Origin of the sequence: Pseudomonas sp., assembly GCF_049590575.1 — a bacterium.
GTDB lineage: Bacteria > Pseudomonadota > Gammaproteobacteria > Pseudomonadales > Pseudomonadaceae > Aquipseudomonas.
In genome coordinates, this window is sequence record NZ_JBAWDE010000021.1 from 59,775 (window position 1) to 82,380 (window position 22,606).

Here is a 22,606-nt window from a genome sequence, read left to right on the forward strand (position 1 = left end):
ACATGAGCAACATGAACCACGAGCGTGTCCTCAGTGTTCATCACTGGAACGACACTCTGTTCAGCTTCAAGTGCACCCGCGACCCGGGCTTGCGCTTTGAGAACGGTCAGTTCGTGATGATCGGCCTGCAACAGCCCAACGGCCGCCCGCTCATGCGCGCTTACTCGATTGCCAGCCCGAACTGGGAAGAGCATCTCGAGTTCTTCAGCATCAAAGTGCCGGATGGCCCGCTGACTTCCCAATTGCAGCACTTGAAGGAAGGCGACGAGATCATCATCAGCAAAAAACCGACAGGCACCCTGGTGCTTGACGATTTGAAGCCGGGTAAACACCTGTACCTGCTCAGCACCGGTACCGGCCTCGCTCCATTTATGAGCGTGATCCAGGACCCGGAGACCTACGAGCGCTTCGAAAAAGTGATCCTGTGCCACGGCGTGCGTTACGTCAACGAAGTCGCTTACCGCGAGTTCATTACCGAGCACCTGCCGCAGAACGAATTCTTCGGCGAGGCCCTGCGTGACAAGTTGATCTACTACCCGACCGTGACCCGCGAGCCCTTCGAAAACGAAGGCCGCCTGACCGACCTGATGCGCAGCGGCAAGCTGTTCAGCGACATCGGCCTGCCCCCGATCAACCCCGAGGACGACCGCGCCATGCTGTGCGGAAGCCCAAGCATGTTGGACGAGACCAGCGAAGTGTTGAACAGCTTCGGCCTGAAAGTTTCGCCACGCATGCGCGAGCCGGGTGATTACCTGATCGAGCGTGCCTTCGTCGAGAAGTAAACGAAGTATAAATGTGGAAGGGGGCTTGCCCCCGATTGCAGGGTGTCAGTCACTGATGGTGGGCTGACACTCTGCTATCGGGGGGCAAGCCCCCTTCCACTTTTGGTTTGCGATTTACTTTGCCGCAAGCACTTCCAGCACGCAAATCATCCCTGCCTCGGGATAGTGCCAACGCACATCCACATCCCAGAACTGCGCGCCATATTCGCGCTCCGGCCCAGGCGTCTGATACGCCGGCCGAGGATCTTGCGCCAGACACTGCTCGATCAACGCGACCAAGGGCTCGTCCAGGCGCAGGGCATGCTCTTGTGCCTGATGCAGGGCCGTCTTCAGCCACTGCACGGGAATCAGCTGTGGCGCACTGCTGGCGATGCTGTTGGTCGCGGTGTCAACGATGTCCGCGTACGGCACATACGGCTTGATATCCAGGACCGGCGTGCCATCGAGCAAATCGATCCCGGAAATCCACAGCCGGCCCGGCTCGACCTTGTCCAGCTTGACCACTGACTGGCCAATCCCGTTGGGCCGGTGAGTGGCGCGGGTGGCAAACACGCCCATGGACGTATTGCCGCCCAAGCGTGGCGGCCGCACCTTCAGGCGCGGCTTGTCTTCCAGGGCCTGGTGAAACAGGAACAGCAGCCACACATGGCTGACCTGCTCCAGGCCCTGTACCGCCTCACCCCCGTCGAACGGCGCCACCAGCTCCAGCACGCCACGGGCGGCGGGCGCCAGTTGCGGCTGGCGCGGGATGGCGAACTTCTCCTTGAAGCAGGAGCGCACGAAGCCGACAGGGGAGACGTGGTGGCTCATGGCTTACGCACGCACCCGCAGGGTCAGGCCCTTGAGGAAGTTGCGCAGCAACTGGTCGCCACAGGTGCGGTAGTTGGTGTGGCCGAACTTGCGGAACAGCGCGCTCAGCTCAGGCTTGGACACCGGGAACTCGGCGGCCTTGAGGATCGCATGCATGTCGTCCTCTTTCAGTTCGAAGGCCACGCGCAGTTTTTTCAGGATGATGTTGTTGGTTACCGGGGTTTCGATCGGCTGCGGCGGGCGACTTTCGTCCTTGCCACGCTTGAAGATCACCAGGCCGTCGAGGAAATGCGCCATCACCTCGTCCGGGCAGAATACGAAGCCTTCTTCCTCATCTTTCTTGAGGTAGGTCAGCAAGTCTTCCTTGGTCACGTCCATGCCGCCGAGCTTGATGATCTCGACCATCTTGTTGTCGCTGATGTCGAGCATGTAGCGCACGCTGCGCAGTACGTCGTTGTGAATCATGGTGGGCAATCCTGGTATTCAACTGAGGACACCGCCGGGTAAGGCGGTGTCGAGAAAGGGGAGCGGCTTAGAACTTCTCTTTGCCGGACAGGTAGCGCCATTGGCCCACGGGCACTTTACCGATGGACACGCCGCCGATGCGAATGCGGCGGATGGCGATGACTTTCAAGCCAACGGCTTCGCAGAACAGGGCGATCACGCCCGGCTGCGGGTTTTTCAGCGCAAAACGCAGGCGGTTTTCGTTCTGCCAGCTGGCTTTCACGGGGGGCAGCTCTTTGCCTTTGTAGGTCAGGCCGTGGTTCAGGCGATTGAGGCCGTGGGCCACCATGTCGCCTTCGACCTCCACCACGTATTCCTGCTCGATCTTGGCGGCATCTGCCGTCAACTTGCGCAGGATTTTCCAGTCCTGGGTAAACACCAACAGGCCGCTGGCCTTGGCTTGCAGGTCGGAACTGGCGGTCAGGCGCAGGAAATGCCCCTTGAGCGGGCGTTTGCTGAAGCGGTGTTCCTCGGACAAAGTCTCGGCGCTGATCGAGGCCATCGCCGTTTCGGCATCCACACCGGCCGGCGCGTGCAGCAGGATGGTCACCGGCTCTGGAACCGTGGCTTTGGCCTCAGGGTCCAGCTCGACCTTTTGGGTGGTGACCTTGAACTGCGGCTCGTCGATCACTTCACCGTCCACCGAGACCCAGCCGCCTTCGATAAACAGCTCAGCCTCCCGACGGGAGCAACCGACCAGTTCGATAAGGCGTTTGGAGAGGCGTATGGGGTCAGTCATGACAAGGGGCCGTAGCAAAATGGGGCGGCTATTGTACCTGTGTGGGCGCGGTTAAGCCCGGCTCCATTTCATTTAGCCCAGGCGCGCCTGTGGCTGCGCCTGGCGCAAACGCAGATGCAGCAATGGGTAAGGCTGCCCCAGGCCATCATGCTCGGTGCGCCCGACCACCTCGAAGCCAAACTTCAAATAAAAGCCCAGGGCTTGCGGGTTCTGTTCGTTCACGTCCAGTTGGTCGGCGTTCATGTTCTCGATCGCATAGTGCAGCAATTGCCGGCCGAGGCCCTGGCCCCGGTGTTGGGGGGCGATGAAGAGCATTTCGACCTTGCCCTTGGCCACCCCGGCGAACCCGGTAATACGCTGGCGCGAGTCCTTGGTGCAAATCAGCATCACCGAGTTCAGGTAGTGGGTCTGCACCATCGGTTTCAGCAACTGGATGTAACTGTCCGGTAAAAAATCATGGGTGGCGCGCACCGAGTCCTCCCAGATTCGCGTCAACTCCACGTAGTCGCGGGTGGCGGGTGTGTGAATAACCGAATGCTCGCGCATGCCTGTTGCCCTTCGTCGATGTCTGGCGTAATGGGCAAACGATAGACCGAAAAAAGCCCCGCATCTTTATCAGGTGCAGGGCTTTTTGACATTTTACCGATCAGTCGCGCTTTTCAGCCCACAGGTCGTATTCGTCGGCATCGGTCACGGTGCACCAGACCTTGTCGCCCGGCTTCAAACCGCTGGCGTCATCGATAAACACGTTACCGTCGATTTCCGGCGCATCGAAGAAGCAACGGCCAACCGCGCCTTGCTCGTCGACTTCGTCGATCAACACTTCGATTTCCTTGCCGATGCGCAGTTGCAGGCGCGCCGAACTGATGGCCTGTTGGTGCGCCATGAAACGCTCCCAACGGTCCTGCTTGACGTCGTCCGGCACCACGGCCAGGTCCAGCAGGTTGGCCGGGGCGCCTTCCACCGGCGAGTACTGGAAGCAGCCGACGCGGTCCAGCTGTGCCTCGGTCAGCCAGTCCAGCAGGTACTGGAAGTCTTCCTCGGTTTCGCCGGGGAAGCCGACGATGAAGGTCGAACGGATGATCAGCTCCGGGCAGATCTCGCGCCAGTTCTTGATGCGCGCCAGAGTCTTGTCTTCGAAGGCCGGGCGTTTCATGGCTTTCAGGACTTTCGGGCTGGCGTGCTGGAACGGGATGTCCAGGTACGGCAGGATCTTGCCGGCGGCCATCAGCGGGATCAGCTCGTCCACGTGCGGGTACGGGTAAACGTAGTGCAGGCGCACCCACACGCCGAGGCTGCTGAGGGCTTCGCAGAGTTCGGTCATGCGGGTTTTCACCGGCGCGCCGTTCCAGAAACCGGTGCGGTATTTCACGTCGACGCCGTAGGCGCTGGTGTCCTGGGAGATCACCAGCAGCTCTTTCACGCCGGATTTGACCAGGCGCTGGGCCTCGTCCAGCACGTCACCGACCGGGCGGCTGACCAGCTTGCCGCGCATCGACGGGATGATGCAGAAGCTGCAGCTGTGGTTGCAGCCTTCGGAAATCTTCAGGTACGCATAGTGCCGCGGGGTCAGCTTGATGCCTTGCGGCGGCACCAGGTCGATCAGCGGGTTGTGGTCCTGGCGCGGCGGCACCACTTCGTGCACGGCGTTGACCACCTGCTCGTACTGCTGCGGACCGGTCACGGCGAGCACGCTTGGGTGCACGTTGCGGATATTGCCTTCTTCCACGCCCATGCAGCCGGTCACGATGACCTTGCCGTTTTCCTTGATCGCTTCGCCGATCACTTCCAGGGACTCTGCCTTGGCCGAGTCGATAAAGCCGCAAGTGTTGACCACCACCACGTCCGCGTCCTGGTAAGTGGACACGACGTCATAGCCTTCCATGCGCAGTTGCGTGAGGATGCGTTCGGAGTCGACCAGAGCCTTCGGGCACCCTAGCGATATAAACCCTACACGTGGATTATTACTCATATACTCACAGCCTGCAGGGTTCGCCCTGGTCGAATTTCGTGGCGCGCGATTCTATACGCTGATCAAATTTTGTGCAAAAGATGTACTGATAACTATTCTCATGGAGTGAAAAATGGGCGGTATAAACGAAGTGCGATCTGGGGGTGAGACTGATGACGAGTTCGTTGAAGTTAAAGAGGATGGAGTAAAGGGCGAAGAGTTAGCTGACGCTTTTGAGCGGCAGATTGAATACCTGAAAAGAATGAACAATGAAGGCGAAAAAAAAGTACAAGAACTCTATATACGTTTAGCGCATGCTCACGAAACTTTAGCGAAGCAACAGGGGAAAGAGAGTGGGTCCTTTGTGTCGAAGCTGAGGCTTGCAATAACTTTTTTAATGCTGACTATGTTTACTTTAGCGGTGGTTAATGTCTTCTCTCCTGGGGCGTTAGAGAGGATAATTGAAAATCGGCTAACTTTTTCTGCGCTAGTTATAGCATTGATTTTGACAGTAGTAGTTTTGTTTTTACCGAAGCCTAGGTCGGCTTTGGATGATACGTTTCTTGAGATTGACAGGAAGTTTAATAAGAAGACTGATAAAGCAGAGTCGATTAGCTCTCTAAAACTTCATGGTTCAATTGCTTCGGGAACTAATAAATCTTCTGCTGAAGAAAGAACGCGTGTGGAGGTTGATGATAAGTCGGATGATTTTCCTAAGCAGGTGATTGGCGCTAGTTCGGACTTTGAGTTCTGTATATCTGAGATTGTGGAGTATCTAGGGGAGCATATAAAGCTCGCAGAAAGCAAAGCTTCAAAGTTGCTTGATAAAGGCACTACATATTTGAGGCGAGGGCTGTATTTCTACATCGGCTCGATAGTGCTCTGGCAAGTGTGGGGGCATTTTGTCTCATTCGACGGCCTAGTAATCGCAGGTATGATTTCAACGTCAATCGCATTTGTAATTATAGAATTCCTAGCAGCATGGTTTTTGAAACAGTATAGAAGTTTTGTGGACTCATCAATGGCCTATATGCGAGTTCAGTCATTCTTTAATAGGTATTTACTTCTCTACTTTGCTGCGAGAGATTTTGGGGGTGAAGAGGGAGGCGACAATCAAGCACGCAGTGAGCTTTTGAAAGTTATGTCTCAGGAGATTAAGTGGCCAGAGCTAAAAGATATAAATGCCAATGATTTTAATTATATGATAGAGGCTATGGGTTCTATGCATACCTCTTTTGAAAAGATGAAAGGTGTCTTCCAAACTAAAGCCGGAAAGAGTAAGTGATAGTGGCTGTAATTGGTGGGGCGAGGGTATTCAGTTATTTAAGGTTTTCAGATCCGCGCCAAGCCATTGGCAGCAGTGCTGATCGTCAACTTGCATATGCCGCAAGCTGGGCATCTAAGAATGGCATGGTCTTAGACGCCTCACTTACACTGAAAGATGAGGGGTTGTCTGCTTATCATGAGCGACATGTAAAGCAGGGTGCATTAGGAACATTTCTTCGGGCAATAGATGAAGGGCGCATACCAACTGGTTCAGTTCTTATTGTAGAAGGGCTGGATCGATTGAGTCGAGCGGAGCCCCTCCTTGCGCAGGCTCAACTGGCTCAGATCATCAATGGAGGCGTCACCGTCGTGACGGCTAGTGATGGGCGTGAGTACAACCGTGCAAGTTTGAAAGCGCAGCCGATGGATCTGGTGTATTCACTACTGGTGATGATTCGCGCGCATGAGGAATCGGACACAAAGAGCAAACGCGTCAAAGCCGCAATACGACGTCAGTGTCAGGGCTGGATGGCTGGAACGTACCGTGGGCTAATTCGTAATGGTAAAGACCCTCAGTGGTTACAGCTGACCAGTGAAGGTTGGGAACTGATTCCCGAACGTGTTGCCGCTGTAAAGCGTGCGCTTGAGCTCTATGGTCAGGGTCTTGGAGCGGGCCGCGCTGCGAACATCATGCATGAGGAGGGATTTCGGCTCACCACGTGGGGAATCTCAGGTCTGCAGATCTACCGTATGATCAAACAGCCAGCGTTGCGTGGTGTGAAGCGTCTGACTGTTGATGGCGAAGATTACGAATTGGAAGGCTACTACCCGCCGATTCTATCCGATACCGAATGGGCCGGACTGCAACACTTGGCTGGCCAGCGTTTCCGCCGCCGTGGTGCTGGGGAGATCCCGGGCATCATCACGGGTATCGGATTGGCACACTGCGGTTACTGCGGTACTGCTGTCGTGGCTCAGAACATCATGAATCGTCGCCGCGCCGACGGAAGTATTGCGGATGGTCATCGACGCTTGCACTGCACTGCTTACAGTAAGAACGGCGGGTGTATTTCCGGCGCCAGCTGCAGTGTCGTGCCGGTTGAGCGCGCCTTACTCAGCTTTTGCTCTGATCAGATCAATCTAACCAGGCTGATGCAGGCAGGCGATGCAGGCCAGTCAGTTCAAAAGCAGTTAGTTGCTGCCCGAGCTGCTGTTGCCAAAATCGTTACCCAGCTATCCAAGGTGACCGAAGCGCTGTTGGCGGATGAGAGCGGCGCGGCGCCATTGGCGTTTATCCGTAAGGCTCGAGAGCTTGAAGAGCAGCAGGCGGCTGCTGAGAAGAAGGTCGCGCAGTTGGAGCATGAGGCTATGGCAACATCCGCAGTGGTACGGCCGGCGCAGGCTGAGCGGTGGGTAGAACTGGCGGCCCAGGTCGCTGAAGGCGACAACAGCGCCCGCGAGAAAGTCCGGCAGTTGGTCATGGATACGTTTAACCGGATAGTGATCTATATGCGGGGCATAGATACTGAAGTCGGTGATGGAAAATTCGTAGACGTGCAGCTTTTCTCACGCACCGGACAGCACCGGCTGCTGCGAATTGATCGCAAGAAAGGTGACTGGGTGGCGAGTGAGGATTGGCAGTAGGTCAAATGTTACACGCGTAACAGATCGGTTATACTGGTTTTCTATACAGTATTTGCAAGGAGCTTCTATGCCGAGTCAAACCTCACCTGGTGTCGTCTGCCAGTTGTACACCTCGTATGAGAGTCTGATTCTTCGCATCCACCGCCAGATAAACAGCTCCACCGCCCAGGACAGACGACAGACTATTATCGTGCTCCAACCTGGGGAACGCTTGGACGATTGGGAAACGTTTCTAGATGAGTTGGATATGGAGGAAAGCGTAAGGGTGACGCACATTGACGCGGGGGCGGCTCATCTGCGATGGACCAATCAGCACTTTTCTCTAATAGCCTACGGCTAATTTTATTGCAATATAATTAGTCTTCGGCTTGCTTTAAAGTAAGCCGTAGGCTAACTTTGTTTCCGTCAGTTCGTGGCAGTCAATTGAGCTGCCTGACCGCAACGGAGATCCATCGTATGACCTTTCACCTTCCTCCCTCAGCCAGGGCAGAACTTTCCCAGCAGATCACCCAAAACGGTGTGTTCTCACATACCCTCTACGGCTACAACGGCATGCTTTGCGCGACCGCGGTTGTAGCGATCGAGCAGTGCGAGCGTGCCGTCTCGATGCGCGTTGAAATCGGCGACAGCAACAACACCATCAGCCTTGCTGTTCGGGAAGACACTGGCTCGCGTGCGATCAAGTTTCTGGAAGAACTGATCAATGGCGTGAGCGTAAGTACCGTGCCCGAACTTGATGAGTACCTTCTAATCAGCGACTTGGAATTGACTCTGCGCGAGGCGGTAAGAAGGCAACGCGGCACCTATGAGTTGCCTGCCGAGCAGATTGAAAACCTCTGGTTAAGGCTTCGACCGAGCGCAAGCGATCCGGCGCGCACAGTTTTTCACTTCGAGCTAGATAGCGTCGGAATCACCTTACCGCTTCGCTTGCCCAGCGATCTAGGCCAAGCCTATGAGTTACTGTCTGCGTGTGTGCAGGAATTTGTCGCTACCTATCGTAGGGACCGTTAAGACATGGCCAAGGACAACGTAGTGCAGACGTTTGCCGCCAGTATCTCTGAGCTGGATAAAAGATTGCTTGCGGAAGGTATACACGGCTGGAGAAGCGCCAATGGCGAGATTGATCATGCCATCAGCTCTGAAAATTGGGGCGGGATTGAGCGCGCTCAGACTGATCGGGCTTCGCATGCAAATACCATCGCACTCATCTTCCACAAGTACACTGACACTGCACCGGAGCAAGGGGTACACGCATGATTGGTATTCCAAAGACCGGTGCCCTTGAACATGGCCGTATCAGCGCCAACGTGACCAGCGGTTACCAGTTCAAAACTGCCGATGGTCGTCCGGCACGATTGGCGATCATTGACGACCAGGGCAACGTGGTGGAGTCAGGCGATTCTGTGGCCAGGGAGGCCTGGAATGTATGCATCGCTGTGGTCAAAAACTTCAAGATCGGTCAAGGGCATATCGTGGTGCACAGCGCCGCTCCAGGTATCGCCGCCTCAGATGTAGAGGCAGCACCTGCGAGAGAAGCTGCGCGGGGCGGATAAGTGCCGATTCTGGTCAGGGCAAAGGCGTGCGTCACATGCCGGTGATTTTTGCGTCGATTGCCCGACCGATAATTTCCCAGTTGTCGTCTAGTACAACTGGCTGATAACTGGTGTTCAGCGGCACTAGATACCCTACGCCAGCATCTAGCACGTATTGTTTGAATGTGGTTTCTCCGCTGACAAGGTTTCGCGCAACGTAGAATTTCCCACTGATGACATCGAAGCCTTCCGGGCAAACCAATATCGGTGTGCCCTCAGGGAAGGTGGGTGGTGTATCCGAGGTCATCGACTTGCCCTTGACGCGTAGCCAATAGCCCTTAGGGCCAGCGTTTTCGGTTGAACTCAGCCATTCGTCTGAGATTCCGGCCGGATAGACACCTGACGATTCAATCCCTCTACCAGCATCAACCCAGCTCACCAACGGGTATTCCGAGGCATGCCTATGAGGTTGGATCATAGGGCTGACGTTCGCCATCTCTGCAATTTCAGCAGCCAAGCGAGGACTGAAGCTCTCAATGGGTTCTTCGAGGACCCTTGCCAGCACCGCAGCAAACCGAACGTTCAGCGGGTTTGTGCCTTTTAGATACTGATTGACCGAAACAGGGGTGATACCCGCTGCATCAGCGATCTTTTTTTGGGTGAGTTTTAGGGCGTTCTTTTTCGCTAGAAAAAGATCGTGAGCGGCTTTGCACTCAGCCAACTGGGCTTCGGACAATGGTTTTTTTGAGTTCGTCATGTGTGAATTATAAGCCGCAGGCTAATATTTTATGGTTATCCGGCGGCTTCCTATTTTCTTACTTAAAATAGCCGGCGGTTAATTAATTCTTGATATTGATTTAGCCGTCGGCTAATATTCCGCGCTCATAGACACCTGGGGTGTATGTCGTGGAAAAAATCTCATTGAGCGACTTCGTTAAGAAGATTGGCCAGGCCAAGGTAGCGCGCGCCTTAGGCGTCAAACCTGCCTCCATTGCCAAGGCGCTGAAGACACGCCGGAACATTGAAGTGACTGTAGCCGCTGACGGCGTCTGCGTTGCTCAAGAGGTGCGTCCGTTTCCCTCACACGTTGCCGATGAACCAGACGCCAAGAAGGCTAAAAGCAGCGGCGCGGCATGACCACGTCCAGTCCACGACAGCTGTCCTCCTCCCGCGATCAAGTGCTGGTGGCTCACGCCGCCGAGATGATCGCCCGAACGTGTTTTAGTCAGGATGATTTCGCCCAGCTATTGAGTGCGAATTTGCACCTGCAGATTCCCGCAAAGGCCGCATTAAAGGACGTTCCCGACTTCACTGCGCTTGCCCAGGGCAACGACACAACGACTTTTCTCAGAGCATCCGGCGCATGGCTGCGCCGCGTTGGGCGTTGGCTCAGTGGCGAAGTAGATCTGCCAAGTTGGCTAGAAGAGTCATGGGTCGAGACGCTGAGCGGCGACTACCAGGACACTTGCGTTAACGAGCTGGCCAGCCGGCACGGTCTTACCGGGGCGCGCGAGTCAGATGGCAAAGGCAACCCTTTGGGTGCGTTCGGCCAACTGGTGAACCGCCTGGGCAGCACCGTCGCTCTCGGCAGTGAGATACTGGCTGACGGCCGTATTGACGCTGACGACTTGGACAAACTGCCAAAGTTTGTAGAACGTCTGCGTTCGGTTGAAGCTCGGTGCGGTGAGCTACGGTCGCGTGCAGAGGCTGTGCTGCTTGAGCAGGCCCAGCAGCCCCTCTTGTCCCGGGTGAATTAGTACCTGTGACTACCCTCGGCATGGACATCGAATCGAGAGCGGCCAACAACCGTAAAGGCGGCGCCAGTAAGGGCAGGCCAGCGGCTGTTCATCGAGATAAGAAAAGTCCCCACGCCGCACTGCAGGCTCCAATTCGGGCGCCTCGGTATTCAGCTCCACGTCGCTTGACCGGTCAGCAACTGAAAAATCCGTTGCTACGGATGGCGTTTTCTCGACTCCGCCAGATCGGTGACCTGCGTGGCAAATACCTGCGCGACCTGGACACCATCCATGGAGGTCGCCGCACCCGTTCCGAGAAGTTTGAAGCCTTGGCCAAGGCGTCCGAGCAGATGCTGCTGCGCCTGGACTTGGCCACCGGTGTGCTGGGTTGGCTCGACGTCGAGCGCGGGCAGTACTTCCTCAACACGCAATGCGGTATCGCGGAAGATTGCGATATGTCCCCAGCGTCCCTTAACCGTCTTATGCACAGCCTGGACCTCGCCGGGTACGTTTACCGGCGGATCGAAAAAGTGCGACTGGACGAAAAGGACGAGGCCGGGCTTAACCTGGTGCGGACTCGCGTCCTGGTGCGATTCACCGAAAAGTTCTTCGCCGATCTTGGCCTGCGCTACCTCTGGTATCGGGCCAAGAAGGCCGCACTCAAGCGTCGAGACAAGGAGCTACGCGAAGTCAGCGACCTGCGCGCAGCTCGACAAGAAAAGGCATCTTTGGAAGCGTTCCGGCGACAGCAATCCCGGAGCAACTGGGAAAAGAGTGAGGCGCGCAAGGCGGCTCATTCGTGTGGCCAGTATGAAACGCTGACCCCTACTAGCGGATCACCTGGGGGGATAAAGCGTCCTCTGGAGCCGGACAGAGGCCCAGGCGGCGTGGACGAGTCCATGGCGCGCTTGCTGCGCAATGTCCAGGTAAAGAAAGACACCCCGACGAATTAATCGCATCCCCTGCGAGGCCAGGTTACGCCTGGTGGTCGAAAAAACCTCCTATCGTTGTACTCGCATCACCCGCATGTGTCGTCGTGCGGATAAACGCCATCCTTCACCCCCCATTTTCATCGTCATTTTTCGGCGGCGCCGGCGTGCGTCCGGGTGATCCAGAAAGCCTTTGAATTAAATGGAATTTTATACCCCTCCCAGCATCCCCAAAGGGTAAAAAAAAGAGATTTACGAGGTGTCCGCAGGGTCAGTGTGTTGGGTACATGATGATGCCTTCGCCCAGGGGCTCAGTTCGCTGCGCTCAGCTTTTTATGACGAGCGCGGGCTGCGCGCCCGCCCAGCGGCAGGGCAGTGCCCTGCACCCATGCTAGATACCCAGCACTACGTGCCGGGGATCTAACGGGCATAAAGCGGCAATTGGGCGCGCCGAGGTGAGTTTTAAACTTCGCCTGCGGGGATCGCGGACACGTATGCGCGGCGCGGCTTAGATTTTTGGGTTTGGTTTTGCCAGGCAACCGGCCGCTTCGCGGGTACCGCCGCGCCACAATTGTGTGAGTCAGATGAGATAGCGTTGGCGGCTTACATGCCTGCGCTGCAGGCATTGCGATGTGAGGGCCACGAATGCGGAGCAATGCCGAAGGGTGGCAGTACGCTGGTGTCGTTATGAGTCGCCAGGAAATGGGCGAGGCTTTTCCGACGATCAGGCGTGTTGCGCGGCGCCGACCTGCAGAAATAGCTCCTGCTGCTGTTCCGCCGGCAAATTCCGAATGCGTTCCACCAGAAGAGTTTCCAGGCGTTGCGTCGGAGCACGCAGGGAGTGTTTGAACGTCAATTCGGACACCCAGGTGTGGCCGCACTGCGCGTCCAAGCATTGGCAGTACAACTTCACGTAGCCCCGGGTAATCTCCTCTCGTGAGCTGATTCGCCCTTTGTGATCGCAGGCGGTGCAATAGATCCGCATATTCCCCTCCCCAGGGTTCAAGAGCCATCATTATGCCTCTCTCGTAGGTGATATTCACTAGGTACTGTCTATTTATTCAGTAGTTTTCTCTGGTGTTTTTGGGCTTCGCCAGCTGATTCTCCTGTCTTGGCGTAGCGATTCGTTGATCTGGTCGAACAACTGACAGATCGGCCTGATTTCGTTACTGGTGTACACCCGGTCAATCTTCTCGATATCACCAAAGCCCCCGTTGTTTTCTGGGATGATCCCGGCAAGGGCAGGGTTCATCCGCCATGCTGCGATCACGTCGTTGCGCGTGATGTTCTTCACCTTCTCCAGCTCGTCCTTAGCCTGAAAATCCCCCACGGGGATGATCTGAATCGCGTTCTCCTTGCCATTGGGGATGTTGACGAACATCGAGCGAAAGTTACCCACACCCTTGCTGGCGCTGATTTGGGTGCGCAGGTTGTCTTCGTCTTCCTCGGTCAGGTCCGGATCGTTGGTGTAGAAGATGTAACCCGCATGCGCGCCATTGCTGTAGTAGCGCCGGCGGAACAGAGTCGCGGCTTCGTTGAGCAACAGCGCCTGCAGGCCGCCCAGGTAGTCGGGCACGCCGTAGATGTTCTGTTCCACGTCGTAGTCCAGGACGTGTTCGATTTCGTCCTGGTCGAAGTCCATGTACTTGCTGTCGGGCAGCAGCATTCTGAAACCGCCATCGACCTTCACCCGCATGTTGATCGCCGGCAGGTGCTGCATCTCCAGAACTTCGCCGAAGGCGTTGGTGTCGCGGTAAAAATACGCCTCACCAAACACCATGTAGTCCAGGCTGGCACGGCCCATGGTTTGCGTGCTGCAGCCCTCGGACGGGATGAATTCACGCAGCAGCAGGTTGCGCTTGAACTTGGGAATGGCGCCGTGGTGCGCGTTGGCGCGCAGCAGCTTGGCCAGGCCCGCCCGCGACACTGGCGGCTTGTAGATTTCGCCGTCGTCGCTGAGAAATACCCCCAGGTACTCGCCGATGTTCCCGGACAGCACCTGTTCGGGTTCCCCGAAGGTGAACGCCCGCATTGGCTGTGGCTGTTGCACCTGTTGGCTGGCTTGGGCTTTTTTGTGTCGTGGCTTGGGCATTGGTTCCGCTCGTGACGTAGCGGCTGCGGCGCCGCTTGTTGGTATTGAGGGGTTCATTGAACAGGGCGTGCATGATCGACCAGGCGATATCGGCGTGGCCGGTGGCGTCGGTGCGCGAGGCGCTGTAGGTGACTTGGCCACTGTTGGTGGTGCCGCGCTTGATGGTCAGGAAGGCCTGGGCGATGTCGGTCCAGCCGGCGTCCCACTCAATACGGCTGCCTTGAATCGTGTCCTGGGCCTTGAGTACCAGCAGGTTCTTGGTCTCAAGGCTGTAATGGATCGGCGTGGCTTTGGGGTAGAAGTCGCGCACCAGGTCGAACACGCCATAGCCCACGCCGGTGATGTCGATACCGATGTGTTGGACGTTGAAGCGCTCGGTGAGCTTTTTGACCTGGGCGGCCTGGTAGTTGAACGAATGCCCCCTCCAGCTGTGCTTTTCCAGGATGCGAAATTTCGCCCCGGGTTCCAGCGGGGGAGCGACGACCACGCACGTCGCGTCGTCGCGGGTGCGGCTCGGATCGTAGCCAAGCCATACCGGACTGTTGCCGAACGGCCGATCCAATTCCGGGTTGTAGTCCTCCCACAACGATAGGTCGGAATAGCAGCGCTCCAGATCCTTGAGGCCGAACGCGCTTTGGCTGCTGTCGATGAATTTGCAGTAAAACAGCTGCTGGAATTTGTCTTCGTCGTACTCCAGCTGCAGCTGCTCAAGGTCGAATAGATCGCAGCCGCCATCGATCGCATCCTGGATGGTGATGGTCTTGCGCCATTGACCATCGGGGCATAGCGCGCCCTGCGTATAGGACGCTTCGACAGGCCAGGTGCCGCCGGCCTTTTTGCCGCGTTTGCTGTTGCGGAATTCTTCGCCTGACCAGAAAGGGTACGCCTGGTGCGACACCGCGCTGGGCGTCGAGAAGTAGGTTTTGCGCCACTTCTTGTGGGTGCCCATGGCGCTGGCCACGGTGCTGAGTTTTTCGAAGTCGCGGATCCAGAAATACTCATCCACGTACACATGGCCATGGTAGCCCTGGGCGGTGCTGCTGTTGGTCGACAGGAAGCGCAGTTCGGCGCCGTTGCTGAGCGTGATCGGGTTGCCGGTCAGCTCGATGTCAAACCACTGCTTGGCAAACTGGATGATGTAGCTGCGGAAAATCTCCGACTGCGAGCGGCTTGCCGATAGGAAGACCTGATTGTCGCCGCTGAGTACCGCGTCCATGAACGCTTCGCCGGCGAAGTAATAGGTCAGGCCCACCTGACGGCTTTTGAGGATGTTGCGGATCCGGCTCGTCAGCGGGTTTTGCTTGGCCGCGAACAACTCCTGCTGATAGCGGTACATCTTGCTGATGAACTTATCCAGGAAGTCGACTTCGGTCAGCCCGCTGATGTCGTTCTTGGCCTTCTTTTCCTTTTTCTTGCCGCCACCCTCGCTACGGGGGGATCGCTCACCTCGCGCGCCTGGGCGACGTTCCTGAGACTCGACGGCAGATTCCCCGGCCGGCGCCGGCATAGGTTTGATCGCTTGCTTTAGCAGTCGCTCGCGAACAGTAGTCAGCCGGTCCAGCTCGTTGAGCTCGTCTTTAGTCAGGCTGCTGGCTTTGTCCAGGAGGAGGGTGATTCGCCGGCCAACGGCGGTCAGCGGTTCTTCGTCCGACAGCATGTCTTCCCATCCACCCTGGCGTATCCAGTAGTAGACGATCCGGATGTTGGGCAGGTTGAGCTGCGCCTGAATTTCCTTGGCTTTACAGCGGCGCAGAAACAGGCGTTTGGCGGCTTCTTTAACTTCGGTCGAGTAGTACATAGGCCGCAGTCTATGCGGCGAAAACGCTGGAAACGCGGTGTTAAATTCCGTGATTCACCTATATCGCGAATATAGGAGAAACGCGCATTTGAACCGTTTGTTTGAGGGCAGATGGCTCCCTATCTTGGCGGCTCATTCAGCTGTTTGAGCGCAGTTAAACCCATGCCCCGTTCCCTTGTTTCGTTCTGGAAACGTGTCGCCACCAGCGGTGCCACCGTTGATGGGCGCGTGATCCTTCCCCAGGAACTGCGCGACATCGCTGAAACCTACAAGCCGTCTTTTTACACGGCTGTAATTTGGTGCGACCACGAACGTTGGCCTGGCTCCCACGGCACCGTCTATGCGGTGCGTCTGGTGGAAGAAGCCGATGACCTGGAGCCGGGCGAAGTGGCGTTGGAAGCGCAATTGAAGCCCAACGACCGCCTGCTGTACCTGAATGACCAAGGCCAGAAGCTGTTCAGCAGCATCGAAATTACCCCGGACTTCCGTGGCAAGGGCAAAGCGTATCTGACCGGTTTGGGCGTCACCGACCAGCCGGCCAGCGTAGGCACCCAGGAACTCTACTTCTCGCACAAGAACACCCGCGCCTCCTATTACGCCGCCTCGGTAGAACTCGGCCGCCTGCAGGACGACAGCCAAGCCGTCGCAGAAACCGGACTGATCAATGCCCTGACCGGCTTTTTCAAGCGTTTCGCCGCTGATATGCCGCCCACAGAAACCACTCCACCTCAAACAGAGAGCAAACCCCCAATGGATGAAGCTACAGCAACGGCTTTGACAGCCCTGGTGGCGCAGCTGCTGGTTGTCGCCGCCGGCCTTCAAGCCGTCATTGAGCCCGCCGCCGCAGATGCACCAGAGCCCGACCAGGACTTGATCGATGACGTCAGCACCGCAGTAGACGATATCGTCACCACCGCTGAGCAAGAGCGCGAATTCCGCCGCAATGGTGGCGCTTCGAACAAGGCCGTTTTGGCAAGCCTGAGGAAGCTGGAACAGCAATTCAGCGCGCTGCAGAACACTTCGGCCGGTCGCCAGTTGCCACGCAACCCAGGCCCGGTAAACGCTGCCAAGACGCGGGTACTCTGACATGGCCTACTCTCTGAGCGCCTTCGGCGCCCAAATGTTTGCGGAGCTGCAGCTGGCCATCGCGGAAAGCTACGGCGTCGACCTGGCCACCAAGATGTTCAGCGTCGATCCGACCATTGCCCAGGAGCTGAACGACGCCATTACGGCCAAGTCGGACTTCCTGGGGCGGATCAACGTCATCCCAGTGACCGAGATCAAAGGTCAGAAGGTCTTCATTGGCGTGTCGGGGCCGGTCACTGGTCGCACCAACACCAAAACCAAGGACCGCGAAGCCAAAGACGCGTCGGCGCTGGATCAGTCCACCTATGAGCTGTCTTCCACCGAATCCGATGTGGGGCTGCCGTACGCCAAGATCGACGCCTGGGCCAAGTTCCCAGACTTCCACCAGCGCTATTCCGCTGCTGTTCAAAAGCAGATCGCGCTGGACCGCATCATGGTCGGCTTCCATGGCACCCACGCTGCAGTGCAGACCGACATCGAGCAGTACCCGATGCTGCAGGACGTCAACAAAGGTTGGCTGCAACAGGCCCGTGAGCAAATCCCGGCCCAAGTTCTCAAGGAAGGCAAGGAGGCTGGCAAGGTCACCCTTGGCGCCGGCGGCGACTATGCCAACCTCGATGCCCTGGTGCACGACACCAAACAACTGGTTGACGAGCGTCTGCGCGATGCCGGCGACCTGATCGCGATCATCGGTACTGACCTCCTGGCCGCTGACAAGGCCAAGCTGTATTCGAAGCAGGGCGACACTCCGACCGAAAAAGAGCGCATCGAAGAGGCCCAGGTGATTGCCACCTACGGCGGTTTGCCGAGTTTTAGCGTGCCGTTCTTCCCGGTAAACGGTGTGGTCGTTACCAGTTGGGACAACCTGTCGATCTACTTCCAGGATTCCAGCTGGCGCAAACAGACCATCGACAATCCGAAGCGCTCCCGCGTCGAGGACTTCAACAGCCGCAATGAAGGTTATGTGATCGAGCAGCTGGAAAAGTTCGCCATGACTGAAAACGTGGAGCTTGTAGCGTGAGTCTGGCCCTGGCGCACAAGCGCCGCACCATCGCCTTGGGAGGCGCCGCCGTTGTGGCGGCCGCCGCCTCCGCAACGCTCCCTTATTCACCGGCGGAAGCCCTGAGCAGCCCTGCCAATGCACGCAAGCATCTGCTGCTGCAGGAAGCCGCACTGGATCAGGACCTGGAGCGCATCAGCGCGATCAATGGCCTGGCCGGGCGCCAGGCACTCAAGCGCGACGAGCTGCTGCCCAAGTACCAGGAATACGTCCAGCGCTATTGCGAGTCGGGGTTGGTCTTCCCCAACCGCGTTGCGGTGCAGGTGTTGGTCTGGCTGTTCGACACCGCCCAATTCGAAGACGCCCTGGAGCTGGCAGACGTGCTGATCGACCAGGGCCAGCAGATGCCGGAGCGCTTCAAGCGCCGTGATATCCAGACCTTTGTCGCCGACGCGGTGTGCGAGTGGGCGTACGCCGAATACAAAGCCAATCGCAGCCCGGAGCCTTACCTCTCCGACTTGCTGCCGCTGGTTGACGGTAAGTGGCAGCTGACGGAGCAGATCCCGAGCAAGTACCACAAGTTGATCGGTATGCGCGCCATGGAAGCGGGCCAGTTGGAAACCGCGCTCAAGCACCTGGAGCGTTCGACCGAACTGTACGCCCAGGCCGGCAATGACACCCGTATCGAAAAGGTCCGTAAGGCCCTGGCAAAACAAGCGGCCGCTACCCCGGCCACCGAATAACCGACTACCCCCCCCAGCGGGGACCTGTGGAAGTGAGCCGACCATTTATGGCCCGTACCACTGAAAACAGGCTCCCCGCCCTATTTGAGCGGTCAGCATGAGCTTTTCAGGTAAACCCACCACCCTGGTGGAACTGGCGATCGAGAACGACGGCTTTTGGCCGAACCTCGACGTGGCCGAGTTCCAGAAGGGCTATCGCCTGCCGGCGGAATACCTGGTTGAACTGCTGACTGCTGAGTTGACCATGGCGATGGCCGAGGTCAACAGCGACTTGGCCAAGTGCAAAGCGCGTTGGCAGAGCCAGGGTGTCACCACCTTGGAATCTGCTGACCCTATGGTGCTGCCCGAGCGCACATTTCAAGCAGCGACTTACAAGCGCGCCGTTTACTGCAGGGCAAAAGCCAGCCTGTTGCCGCAGTTCGCGACGATCATCCGCCGCGACACTGCTGAGAACCTGGGCAAGGAATTGCCCGACCGCCCGGAAACCTTCCTGGCATTCAGCCAACAGTCTGTGCGCTCGCTGCAGGGCCGTGGCCGCATCACGGCGGCGCTGCTATGAACAAGCTGCGCGCCCTGACCGCCTACCTGATCAGCCTCAACCTGGTACTGCCTGAGCAGATCGACAGCTGGGCCGAGCAGGTCAACCTGGATCTGATCTGGAAGGACACCACCCAGGGCCTGCACATGGGCGATATGCGCTATCGCGCCGTGTTCGTGATCGAGCGTTTCGCCGGCAACCCGGCGTTGCTGATGGCGCTGCTGGGCGGCTGGTTGGAATCCAACGACCCCGACCGTGACGACGACCTGCCAGCGCCCACTTTCGCTGTCGACCAGGTCACCCCTGATGAAGCGGACTTGGAACTGACTTTGGAGTTTGTCGAGCCGCAGCACCTGGCCGAAGACCCCAACGGCCTGGTCGACGCGTTCGGGAAAAAGTGGGGCCTGGTCGCATTCGATCTGTGGACCGCTGAACACGGCGAGGTGCAAAACCGTGGCGCGTAGCACTTTCGAGCTGGACGTCCGTGGCCACCTCGGCGTTCGCGAACAACTGGCCCTATTGAGCCTGCCCCCGCAGCTGCGCCGGCGTTTGCTGAACAACGTCACCAAGCGCGTGCGCACCATGAGTCGTAAGCGCATTCGCGAGCAGCGCAACCTGAATGGCACACCTTTCGAGGCACGCAAGGGCGACGGCAAGGGCAAAAAGAAGATGGAAGCCGGCCTGGGCAAGTTGCTCCAGATAACCAGCGTGAGCGCGGATGTCGCGACGTTGGGCTGGCGTAACGGCCTGACCGGCTGGGTGGCTGCACAGCAACACCACGGCGCAACCGAGCGCCGTACTGCAGCGCAGATGCGCCGGTGGAACAAGGTGCCCGAGGGCCTAGCGGCGACGGACAAACAGGCAAAACGCCTGCGCCGACTGGGTTTCAAGGTGCGCCAAAAGGGCAAAAAGAGCCTGGCCCGGCCATCCGTAGCTTGGATTCAAGAACACGTGAACTACGCCAAGGCAGGCCTGCTGATACGCATCCTGTCCGACGAAAAAGCCGAGGGCAACGGCGCGCAAAGCTGGGAAATCACCCTGCCAAAGCGCCAGTTTCTGGGCGTCAGCTCCGATCGGGATACCAGCTTGCTGGTTAACCAGGTGCTGGAACAAATCCTCAACTCCCCCAAATAACGAGGCCCTGCATGGCACTTGGCAAAGTCAGCGTCAACAATCTCAACCTCGGCCAAGGCGCCGTGACCGAGATCGAGCGCTATTTCCTGTTCATCGGCCCCGGCGCAAAGAGCGTCGGCAGCCTGATCGCCCTGAATACCGACAGCGACCTGGACGAAATGCTGGGTCAGCCGGACAGTGACCTGAAAACCCAGGTCGTAACCGCCAAAGCCAATGGCGGCGATCGCTGGGCATGTCTGGCGGCGCCTATCGCTGCAGATGGCACCTGGCCCGAAGCGCTGGAAGCCGCGCAACAGCAGGGCTATTCCGTTGAAGCGGTGGTGATCACCAACCCCGTGGCCACTGGTGCCGAACTCTCAGCGATGCACGACGCCGCCATTGCAGTCAGCAACACCTACGGCCGTCGGTTGTTCGTGATGGCCAGCACTGCCGGCATCATTGCGGAGCAGTCCTGGTCCGACTACGTGAAAGAGCAGAAAGCGATCACCAAAGACTTGGCCGCGCCGCGTGTCCTGGTTGTGCCCCAGTTGCACGGCAATGACTTGGGCGTCTTGGCTGGGCGCCTGGCCAATGCCGGCGTCAGCATCGCTGATAGCCCAATGCGTGTGGCCACCGGTGCCGTTATGGCTCTGGGTAGCGTACCCAAGGATAAAGACGGCGTGCCGTTGCCGTCGGCAGTCCGATCGGAACTCGACAAGGCCCGCTTTTCGGTTTCGCAAACTTACCCCGACTACCCGGGCGTGTTCTGGGGTGACGGCAACATGCTCGATGCCCCCGCGAGCGACTTCCAGGTTGTCGAGTACCTGCGATTGGCCGACAAGGCCGCCCGCCAGGTGCGCCCGCTGTTGATCCTGCGTGTTGCCGATCGGCGTTTGAACAACACGGCCAACAGCATGGCGGCCGCTGTCAGCGCCTTTATGAAGCCGCTTCGCGTGATGGCCAAGTCCACGACGTTTGCGGGCCAGGTGTTCCCGGGCGAGATCGAGTCCCCCAAAGACGGCGACATCCAGCTGGTCTGGCACACCAAAACCAAGGTCGAGGTGTACATCAAGATCAAGCCCCTCAATTGCCCGAAAGACCTCACGGCGAACATCGCCCTGGACCTTTCCAACGACGATTCGGAGTAATCCCGTATGTCCCGTATTGGCGGTAAAAACTTCGACATCAACCTGGGCGACCTGCAGGTCCACGTCGAAAGCTGCACCCTGGATATCACCGACAACACTGCCGTGGCACAAAGCCGGGGCGTGCCCAACGGCCATGTCGATGGTGACGTGGCGGCCAGCGGTGAATTTGAGTTCGACACCAGCAACTTCAACCTGCTTATCGAGGCCGCACGCACTGCCGGCAGCTTCCGCCAGCTTGAGCCCTTCGACTCGGTGTTCTTTGCCAAGGCCGGCGAGGAAGAGCTGCGCATTGAAGCCTTCGGCTGCAAGTTGAAGGTGTCCAGCCTGTTGAGTGTCGACCCTAAAGGCGGCGAGAAGTCCAAGCACAAGGTGCCGTTTGATGTCACCAGCCCGGACTTTATCCGCGTCAACGGCGTGCCGTATCTGGCGTCGGCTGAGATCGAGGGCCTGCGCTGATGGTTTGCCCGTTCGATCGCGCCCAGGCCCTGGAACAACGTCAGCGTGATGCTGCGATCGCGGCCGCACGTGCTAACGCACGGCCGAGCGGGCCAAGCCTCACCCATTGCAAAGATTGCGATAAGCCGATCCCGGAGAAGCGCCAGGCCCTGGGCGGCATGACCCGTTGCGTGCCGTGCCAAACCATTTTTGAGAAAGAGGTTCTGCGATGAGCGCGGATCAGGTCGCCCAGGACACTGCCATTGCTTTGGCCAAGGTGTCACCCGCAATCGGTGTGGCCGCTACAGGTGTAACGGGAACCGTCGATTGGTCCGCGGTCGCTTACATGCTGACCGCACTCTACATGGTGCTGCAGATCCTTCTGCTGGTTCCCAAGTATCGCCAGATGCTGCACGACTGGAAGGGCAAGTCGTGAACCTGCGTATCAAAATCGCCACCGGTGTCCTGGTGCTGGCCAGTGCTCCCTTGCTCGCTTTTCTGGGCAAGTGGGAAGGCGAGGGTGAGAACGTCGTCTATGCGGATCGCTTGGCCGGTGGGCTGCCCACCGTGTGCAAGGGCATCACCCGTTACACCAGCCCCTACCCGTTGATTGTGGGTGACTACTGGTCGCCGGAGCGCTGCGCCGAGGTGGAGCAGCTGGTGGTCGAGAAAAGCCAACTGGCCCTGGCTGACTGCCTGACCAACCCGGCGATCGGGCAGAAGACCTTCGACGCGCTGAGTAGTCATGGCCACAACTTCG

The 22,606-nt window shown here is 58.0% G+C and carries 29 protein-coding genes and 1 pseudogene; 21 read left to right on the forward strand and 9 right to left on the reverse strand.

Annotation, left to right across the window (positions count from 1 at the left end; genetic code table 11):
• Positions 1–2 precede the first annotated feature (2 nt).
• Positions 3–782 carry a ferredoxin-NADP reductase gene (gene fpr / locus WBR57_RS02005; protein ID WP_003189055.1) on the forward strand — a complete coding sequence of 260 codons (780 nt, stop codon included), beginning with the start codon at positions 3–5 and terminating at the stop codon, positions 780–782.
• 114 nt (positions 783–896) lie between these two features.
• Here the strand turns inward: fpr and tsaA are convergent, their stop codons facing one another.
• From tsaA to rimO, 5 genes are all read right to left on the reverse strand, one after another.
• Complete coding sequence (tsaA, locus tag WBR57_RS02010) at positions 897–1,592, reverse strand: tRNA (N6-threonylcarbamoyladenosine(37)-N6)-methyltransferase TrmO (protein ID WP_424081636.1); 696 nt, start codon at positions 1,590–1,592, stop codon at positions 897–899.
• A gap of 3 nt (positions 1,593–1,595) precedes the next feature.
• Complete coding sequence (locus WBR57_RS02015; RefSeq protein ID WP_005785469.1) at positions 1,596–2,057, reverse strand: DUF1456 family protein; 462 nt, start codon at positions 2,055–2,057, stop codon at positions 1,596–1,598.
• A 67-nt stretch (positions 2,058–2,124) separates the two neighbouring features.
• A complete protein-coding gene (locus WBR57_RS02020) occupies positions 2,125–2,835 on the reverse strand; it encodes an rRNA pseudouridine synthase (RefSeq protein ID WP_424081638.1) in 711 nt (236 codons plus the stop codon).
• Positions 2,836–2,907: 72 nt separating this feature from the next.
• Positions 2,908–3,381 carry a GNAT family N-acetyltransferase gene (locus WBR57_RS02025; protein ID WP_424081640.1) on the reverse strand — a complete coding sequence of 158 codons (474 nt, stop codon included), beginning with the start codon at positions 3,379–3,381 and terminating at the stop codon, positions 2,908–2,910.
• A 100-nt stretch (positions 3,382–3,481) separates the two neighbouring features.
• Complete coding sequence (rimO, locus tag WBR57_RS02030; RefSeq protein WP_038449095.1) at positions 3,482–4,807, reverse strand: 30S ribosomal protein S12 methylthiotransferase RimO; 1,326 nt, start codon at positions 4,805–4,807, stop codon at positions 3,482–3,484.
• Between the two features lie 112 nt (positions 4,808–4,919).
• Between rimO and WBR57_RS02035 the strand changes: the two genes are divergently transcribed.
• From WBR57_RS02035 to WBR57_RS02060, 6 genes are all read left to right on the forward strand, one after another.
• On the forward strand, positions 4,920–6,071 hold the full coding sequence (locus WBR57_RS02035; protein ID WP_424081642.1) for a hypothetical protein: 1,152 nt from the start codon (positions 4,920–4,922) through the stop codon (positions 6,069–6,071).
• 2 nt (positions 6,072–6,073) lie between these two features.
• Positions 6,074–7,696: a recombinase family protein gene (locus WBR57_RS02040; protein WP_424081644.1), complete on the forward strand. Its 1,623-nt coding sequence runs from the start codon at positions 6,074–6,076 to the stop codon at positions 7,694–7,696.
• A 67-nt stretch (positions 7,697–7,763) separates the two neighbouring features.
• Positions 7,764–8,036 carry a DUF1654 domain-containing protein gene (locus WBR57_RS02045; RefSeq protein WP_424081646.1) on the forward strand — a complete coding sequence of 91 codons (273 nt, stop codon included), beginning with the start codon at positions 7,764–7,766 and terminating at the stop codon, positions 8,034–8,036.
• 116 nt (positions 8,037–8,152) lie between these two features.
• On the forward strand, positions 8,153–8,707 hold the full coding sequence (locus WBR57_RS02050) for a hypothetical protein (RefSeq protein WP_424081648.1): 555 nt from the start codon (positions 8,153–8,155) through the stop codon (positions 8,705–8,707).
• Between the two features lie 3 nt (positions 8,708–8,710).
• Positions 8,711–8,953, forward strand: a complete 243-nt coding sequence (locus tag WBR57_RS02055) for a hypothetical protein (protein ID WP_424081650.1) — start codon at positions 8,711–8,713, stop codon at positions 8,951–8,953.
• Positions 8,950–9,249 (forward strand): hypothetical protein, encoded by a 300-nt coding sequence (locus tag WBR57_RS02060; protein ID WP_424081652.1) that lies wholly within the window; start codon positions 8,950–8,952, stop codon positions 9,247–9,249. Before WBR57_RS02055 ends, WBR57_RS02060 begins: the two co-directional genes overlap by 4 nt.
• A gap of 31 nt (positions 9,250–9,280) precedes the next feature.
• Here WBR57_RS02060 and WBR57_RS02065 read toward each other — a convergent pair whose 3' ends face one another.
• Positions 9,281–9,985: a LexA family transcriptional regulator gene (locus tag WBR57_RS02065; protein ID WP_424081654.1), complete on the reverse strand. Its 705-nt coding sequence runs from the start codon at positions 9,983–9,985 to the stop codon at positions 9,281–9,283.
• Between the two features lie 149 nt (positions 9,986–10,134).
• Between WBR57_RS02065 and WBR57_RS02070 the strand changes: the two genes are divergently transcribed.
• The 3 genes from WBR57_RS02070 (at position 10,135) to WBR57_RS02080 (ending at position 11,917) form a co-directional block, all read left to right on the forward strand.
• A complete protein-coding gene (locus WBR57_RS02070) occupies positions 10,135–10,365 on the forward strand; it encodes a Cro/CI family transcriptional regulator (RefSeq protein ID WP_424081656.1) in 231 nt (76 codons plus the stop codon).
• Positions 10,362–10,985, forward strand: a complete 624-nt coding sequence (locus WBR57_RS02075; protein WP_424081658.1) for a hypothetical protein — start codon at positions 10,362–10,364, stop codon at positions 10,983–10,985. The genes WBR57_RS02070 and WBR57_RS02075 overlap by 4 nt, the downstream gene beginning before the upstream one ends.
• A 164-nt stretch (positions 10,986–11,149) precedes the next feature.
• Positions 11,150–11,917 (forward strand): hypothetical protein, encoded by a 768-nt coding sequence (locus WBR57_RS02080; protein WP_424081660.1) that lies wholly within the window; start codon positions 11,150–11,152, stop codon positions 11,915–11,917.
• 700 nt (positions 11,918–12,617) lie between these two features.
• Here the strand turns inward: WBR57_RS02080 and WBR57_RS02085 are convergent.
• From WBR57_RS02085 to WBR57_RS02095, 3 genes are all read right to left on the reverse strand, one after another.
• Positions 12,618–12,878: an ogr/Delta-like zinc finger family protein gene (locus WBR57_RS02085; protein WP_424081662.1), complete on the reverse strand. Its 261-nt coding sequence runs from the start codon at positions 12,876–12,878 to the stop codon at positions 12,618–12,620.
• Positions 12,879–12,950: 72 nt separating this feature from the next.
• Entirely contained in the window at positions 12,951–13,820 is an 870-nt protein-coding gene (locus WBR57_RS02090) for a phage portal protein (RefSeq protein WP_424081686.1), read from the reverse strand.
• Positions 13,732–15,783 (reverse strand): terminase large subunit domain-containing protein, encoded by a 2,052-nt coding sequence (locus tag WBR57_RS02095; RefSeq protein WP_424081664.1) that lies wholly within the window; start codon positions 15,781–15,783, stop codon positions 13,732–13,734. Before WBR57_RS02095 ends, WBR57_RS02090 begins: the two co-directional genes overlap by 89 nt.
• A gap of 162 nt (positions 15,784–15,945) precedes the next feature.
• Here WBR57_RS02095 and WBR57_RS02100 point away from each other — a divergent pair, with 162 nt between their 5' ends.
• The 11 genes and pseudogenes from WBR57_RS02100 to WBR57_RS02150 all read left to right on the forward strand — a co-directional run.
• Positions 15,946–16,869, forward strand: coding sequence for a GPO family capsid scaffolding protein (locus WBR57_RS02100; protein ID WP_424081666.1), 924 nt, complete (start codon positions 15,946–15,948; stop codon positions 16,867–16,869).
• Between the two features lies 1 nt (position 16,870).
• The gene (locus WBR57_RS02105; protein WP_424081669.1) at positions 16,871–17,890 is read left to right on the forward strand and encodes a phage major capsid protein, P2 family; all 1,020 of its coding nucleotides are present in this window, start codon (positions 16,871–16,873) and stop codon (positions 17,888–17,890) included.
• Positions 17,887–18,612, forward strand: coding sequence for a phage terminase small subunit (gpM, locus tag WBR57_RS02110; protein ID WP_424081671.1), 726 nt, complete (start codon positions 17,887–17,889; stop codon positions 18,610–18,612). The genes WBR57_RS02105 and gpM overlap by 4 nt, the downstream gene beginning before the upstream one ends.
• Positions 18,613–18,709: 97 nt before the next feature.
• Positions 18,710–19,171, forward strand: coding sequence for a head completion/stabilization protein (locus tag WBR57_RS02115; RefSeq protein ID WP_424081673.1), 462 nt, complete (start codon positions 18,710–18,712; stop codon positions 19,169–19,171).
• Positions 19,168–19,614, forward strand: coding sequence for a phage tail protein (locus WBR57_RS02120; protein ID WP_424081675.1), 447 nt, complete (start codon positions 19,168–19,170; stop codon positions 19,612–19,614). The genes WBR57_RS02115 and WBR57_RS02120 overlap by 4 nt, the downstream gene beginning before the upstream one ends.
• Positions 19,604–20,284 (forward strand): virion morphogenesis protein, encoded by a 681-nt coding sequence (locus WBR57_RS02125; RefSeq protein ID WP_424081677.1) that lies wholly within the window; start codon positions 19,604–19,606, stop codon positions 20,282–20,284. Before WBR57_RS02120 ends, WBR57_RS02125 begins: the two co-directional genes overlap by 11 nt.
• Positions 20,285–20,295: 11 nt before the next feature.
• Positions 20,296–21,411 (forward strand): DUF2586 domain-containing protein, encoded by a 1,116-nt coding sequence (locus WBR57_RS02130; protein ID WP_424081679.1) that lies wholly within the window; start codon positions 20,296–20,298, stop codon positions 21,409–21,411.
• A gap of 6 nt (positions 21,412–21,417) precedes the next feature.
• Positions 21,418–21,867: a phage protein gene (locus WBR57_RS02135; RefSeq protein ID WP_116626004.1), complete on the forward strand. Its 450-nt coding sequence runs from the start codon at positions 21,418–21,420 to the stop codon at positions 21,865–21,867.
• The gene (locus WBR57_RS02140) at positions 21,867–22,079 is read left to right on the forward strand and encodes a TraR/DksA C4-type zinc finger protein (RefSeq protein WP_424081682.1); all 213 of its coding nucleotides are present in this window, start codon (positions 21,867–21,869) and stop codon (positions 22,077–22,079) included. The genes WBR57_RS02135 and WBR57_RS02140 overlap by 1 nt, the downstream gene beginning before the upstream one ends.
• A complete protein-coding gene (locus tag WBR57_RS02145; protein WP_116626006.1) occupies positions 22,076–22,282 on the forward strand; it encodes a hypothetical protein in 207 nt (68 codons plus the stop codon). Before WBR57_RS02140 ends, WBR57_RS02145 begins: the two co-directional genes overlap by 4 nt.
• A pseudogene (locus WBR57_RS02150) lies at positions 22,279–22,606 on the forward strand (lysozyme); the annotation flags it as partial. The gene WBR57_RS02145 and the pseudogene WBR57_RS02150, both read left to right, overlap by 4 nt.

What these genes read in the sequence shown, in the direction of transcription:
- WBR57_RS02035 (WP_424081642.1), top strand. Translation starts at nt 4,920, where the DNA reads ATGGGCGGTATAAACGAAGTGCGATCTGGGGGTGAGACTGATGACGAG.
- WBR57_RS02145 (WP_116626006.1), top strand. Translation starts at nt 22,076, where the DNA reads ATGAGCGCGGATCAGGTCGCCCAGGACACTGCCATTGCTTTGGCCAAG.
- WBR57_RS02120 (WP_424081675.1), top strand. Translation starts at nt 19,168, where the DNA reads ATGAACAAGCTGCGCGCCCTGACCGCCTACCTGATCAGCCTCAACCTG.
- rimO (WP_038449095.1), bottom strand. Translation starts at nt 4,807, where the DNA reads ATGAGTAATAATCCACGTGTAGGGTTTATATCGCTAGGGTGCCCGAAG.
- WBR57_RS02130 (WP_424081679.1), top strand. Translation starts at nt 20,296, where the DNA reads ATGGCACTTGGCAAAGTCAGCGTCAACAATCTCAACCTCGGCCAAGGC.
- WBR57_RS02065 (WP_424081654.1), bottom strand. Translation starts at nt 9,985, where the DNA reads ATGACGAACTCAAAAAAACCATTGTCCGAAGCCCAGTTGGCTGAGTGC.
- WBR57_RS02055 (WP_424081650.1), top strand. Translation starts at nt 8,711, where the DNA reads ATGGCCAAGGACAACGTAGTGCAGACGTTTGCCGCCAGTATCTCTGAG.
- tsaA (WP_424081636.1), bottom strand. Translation starts at nt 1,592, where the DNA reads ATGAGCCACCACGTCTCCCCTGTCGGCTTCGTGCGCTCCTGCTTCAAG.
- fpr (WP_003189055.1), top strand. Translation starts at nt 3, where the DNA reads ATGAGCAACATGAACCACGAGCGTGTCCTCAGTGTTCATCACTGGAAC.
- WBR57_RS02140 (WP_424081682.1), top strand. Translation starts at nt 21,867, where the DNA reads ATGGTTTGCCCGTTCGATCGCGCCCAGGCCCTGGAACAACGTCAGCGT.
- WBR57_RS02095 (WP_424081664.1), bottom strand. Translation starts at nt 15,783, where the DNA reads ATGTACTACTCGACCGAAGTTAAAGAAGCCGCCAAACGCCTGTTTCTG.
- WBR57_RS02060 (WP_424081652.1), top strand. Translation starts at nt 8,950, where the DNA reads ATGATTGGTATTCCAAAGACCGGTGCCCTTGAACATGGCCGTATCAGC.
- WBR57_RS02115 (WP_424081673.1), top strand. Translation starts at nt 18,710, where the DNA reads ATGAGCTTTTCAGGTAAACCCACCACCCTGGTGGAACTGGCGATCGAG.
- WBR57_RS02015 (WP_005785469.1), bottom strand. Translation starts at nt 2,057, where the DNA reads ATGATTCACAACGACGTACTGCGCAGCGTGCGCTACATGCTCGACATC.
- WBR57_RS02075 (WP_424081658.1), top strand. Translation starts at nt 10,362, where the DNA reads ATGACCACGTCCAGTCCACGACAGCTGTCCTCCTCCCGCGATCAAGTG.
- WBR57_RS02050 (WP_424081648.1), top strand. Translation starts at nt 8,153, where the DNA reads ATGACCTTTCACCTTCCTCCCTCAGCCAGGGCAGAACTTTCCCAGCAG.
- WBR57_RS02135 (WP_116626004.1), top strand. Translation starts at nt 21,418, where the DNA reads ATGTCCCGTATTGGCGGTAAAAACTTCGACATCAACCTGGGCGACCTG.
- WBR57_RS02085 (WP_424081662.1), bottom strand. Translation starts at nt 12,878, where the DNA reads ATGCGGATCTATTGCACCGCCTGCGATCACAAAGGGCGAATCAGCTCA.
- WBR57_RS02020 (WP_424081638.1), bottom strand. Translation starts at nt 2,835, where the DNA reads ATGACTGACCCCATACGCCTCTCCAAACGCCTTATCGAACTGGTCGGT.
- WBR57_RS02105 (WP_424081669.1), top strand. Translation starts at nt 16,871, where the DNA reads ATGGCCTACTCTCTGAGCGCCTTCGGCGCCCAAATGTTTGCGGAGCTG.
- WBR57_RS02025 (WP_424081640.1), bottom strand. Translation starts at nt 3,381, where the DNA reads ATGCGCGAGCATTCGGTTATTCACACACCCGCCACCCGCGACTACGTG.
- WBR57_RS02100 (WP_424081666.1), top strand. Translation starts at nt 15,946, where the DNA reads ATGCCCCGTTCCCTTGTTTCGTTCTGGAAACGTGTCGCCACCAGCGGT.
- WBR57_RS02045 (WP_424081646.1), top strand. Translation starts at nt 7,764, where the DNA reads ATGCCGAGTCAAACCTCACCTGGTGTCGTCTGCCAGTTGTACACCTCG.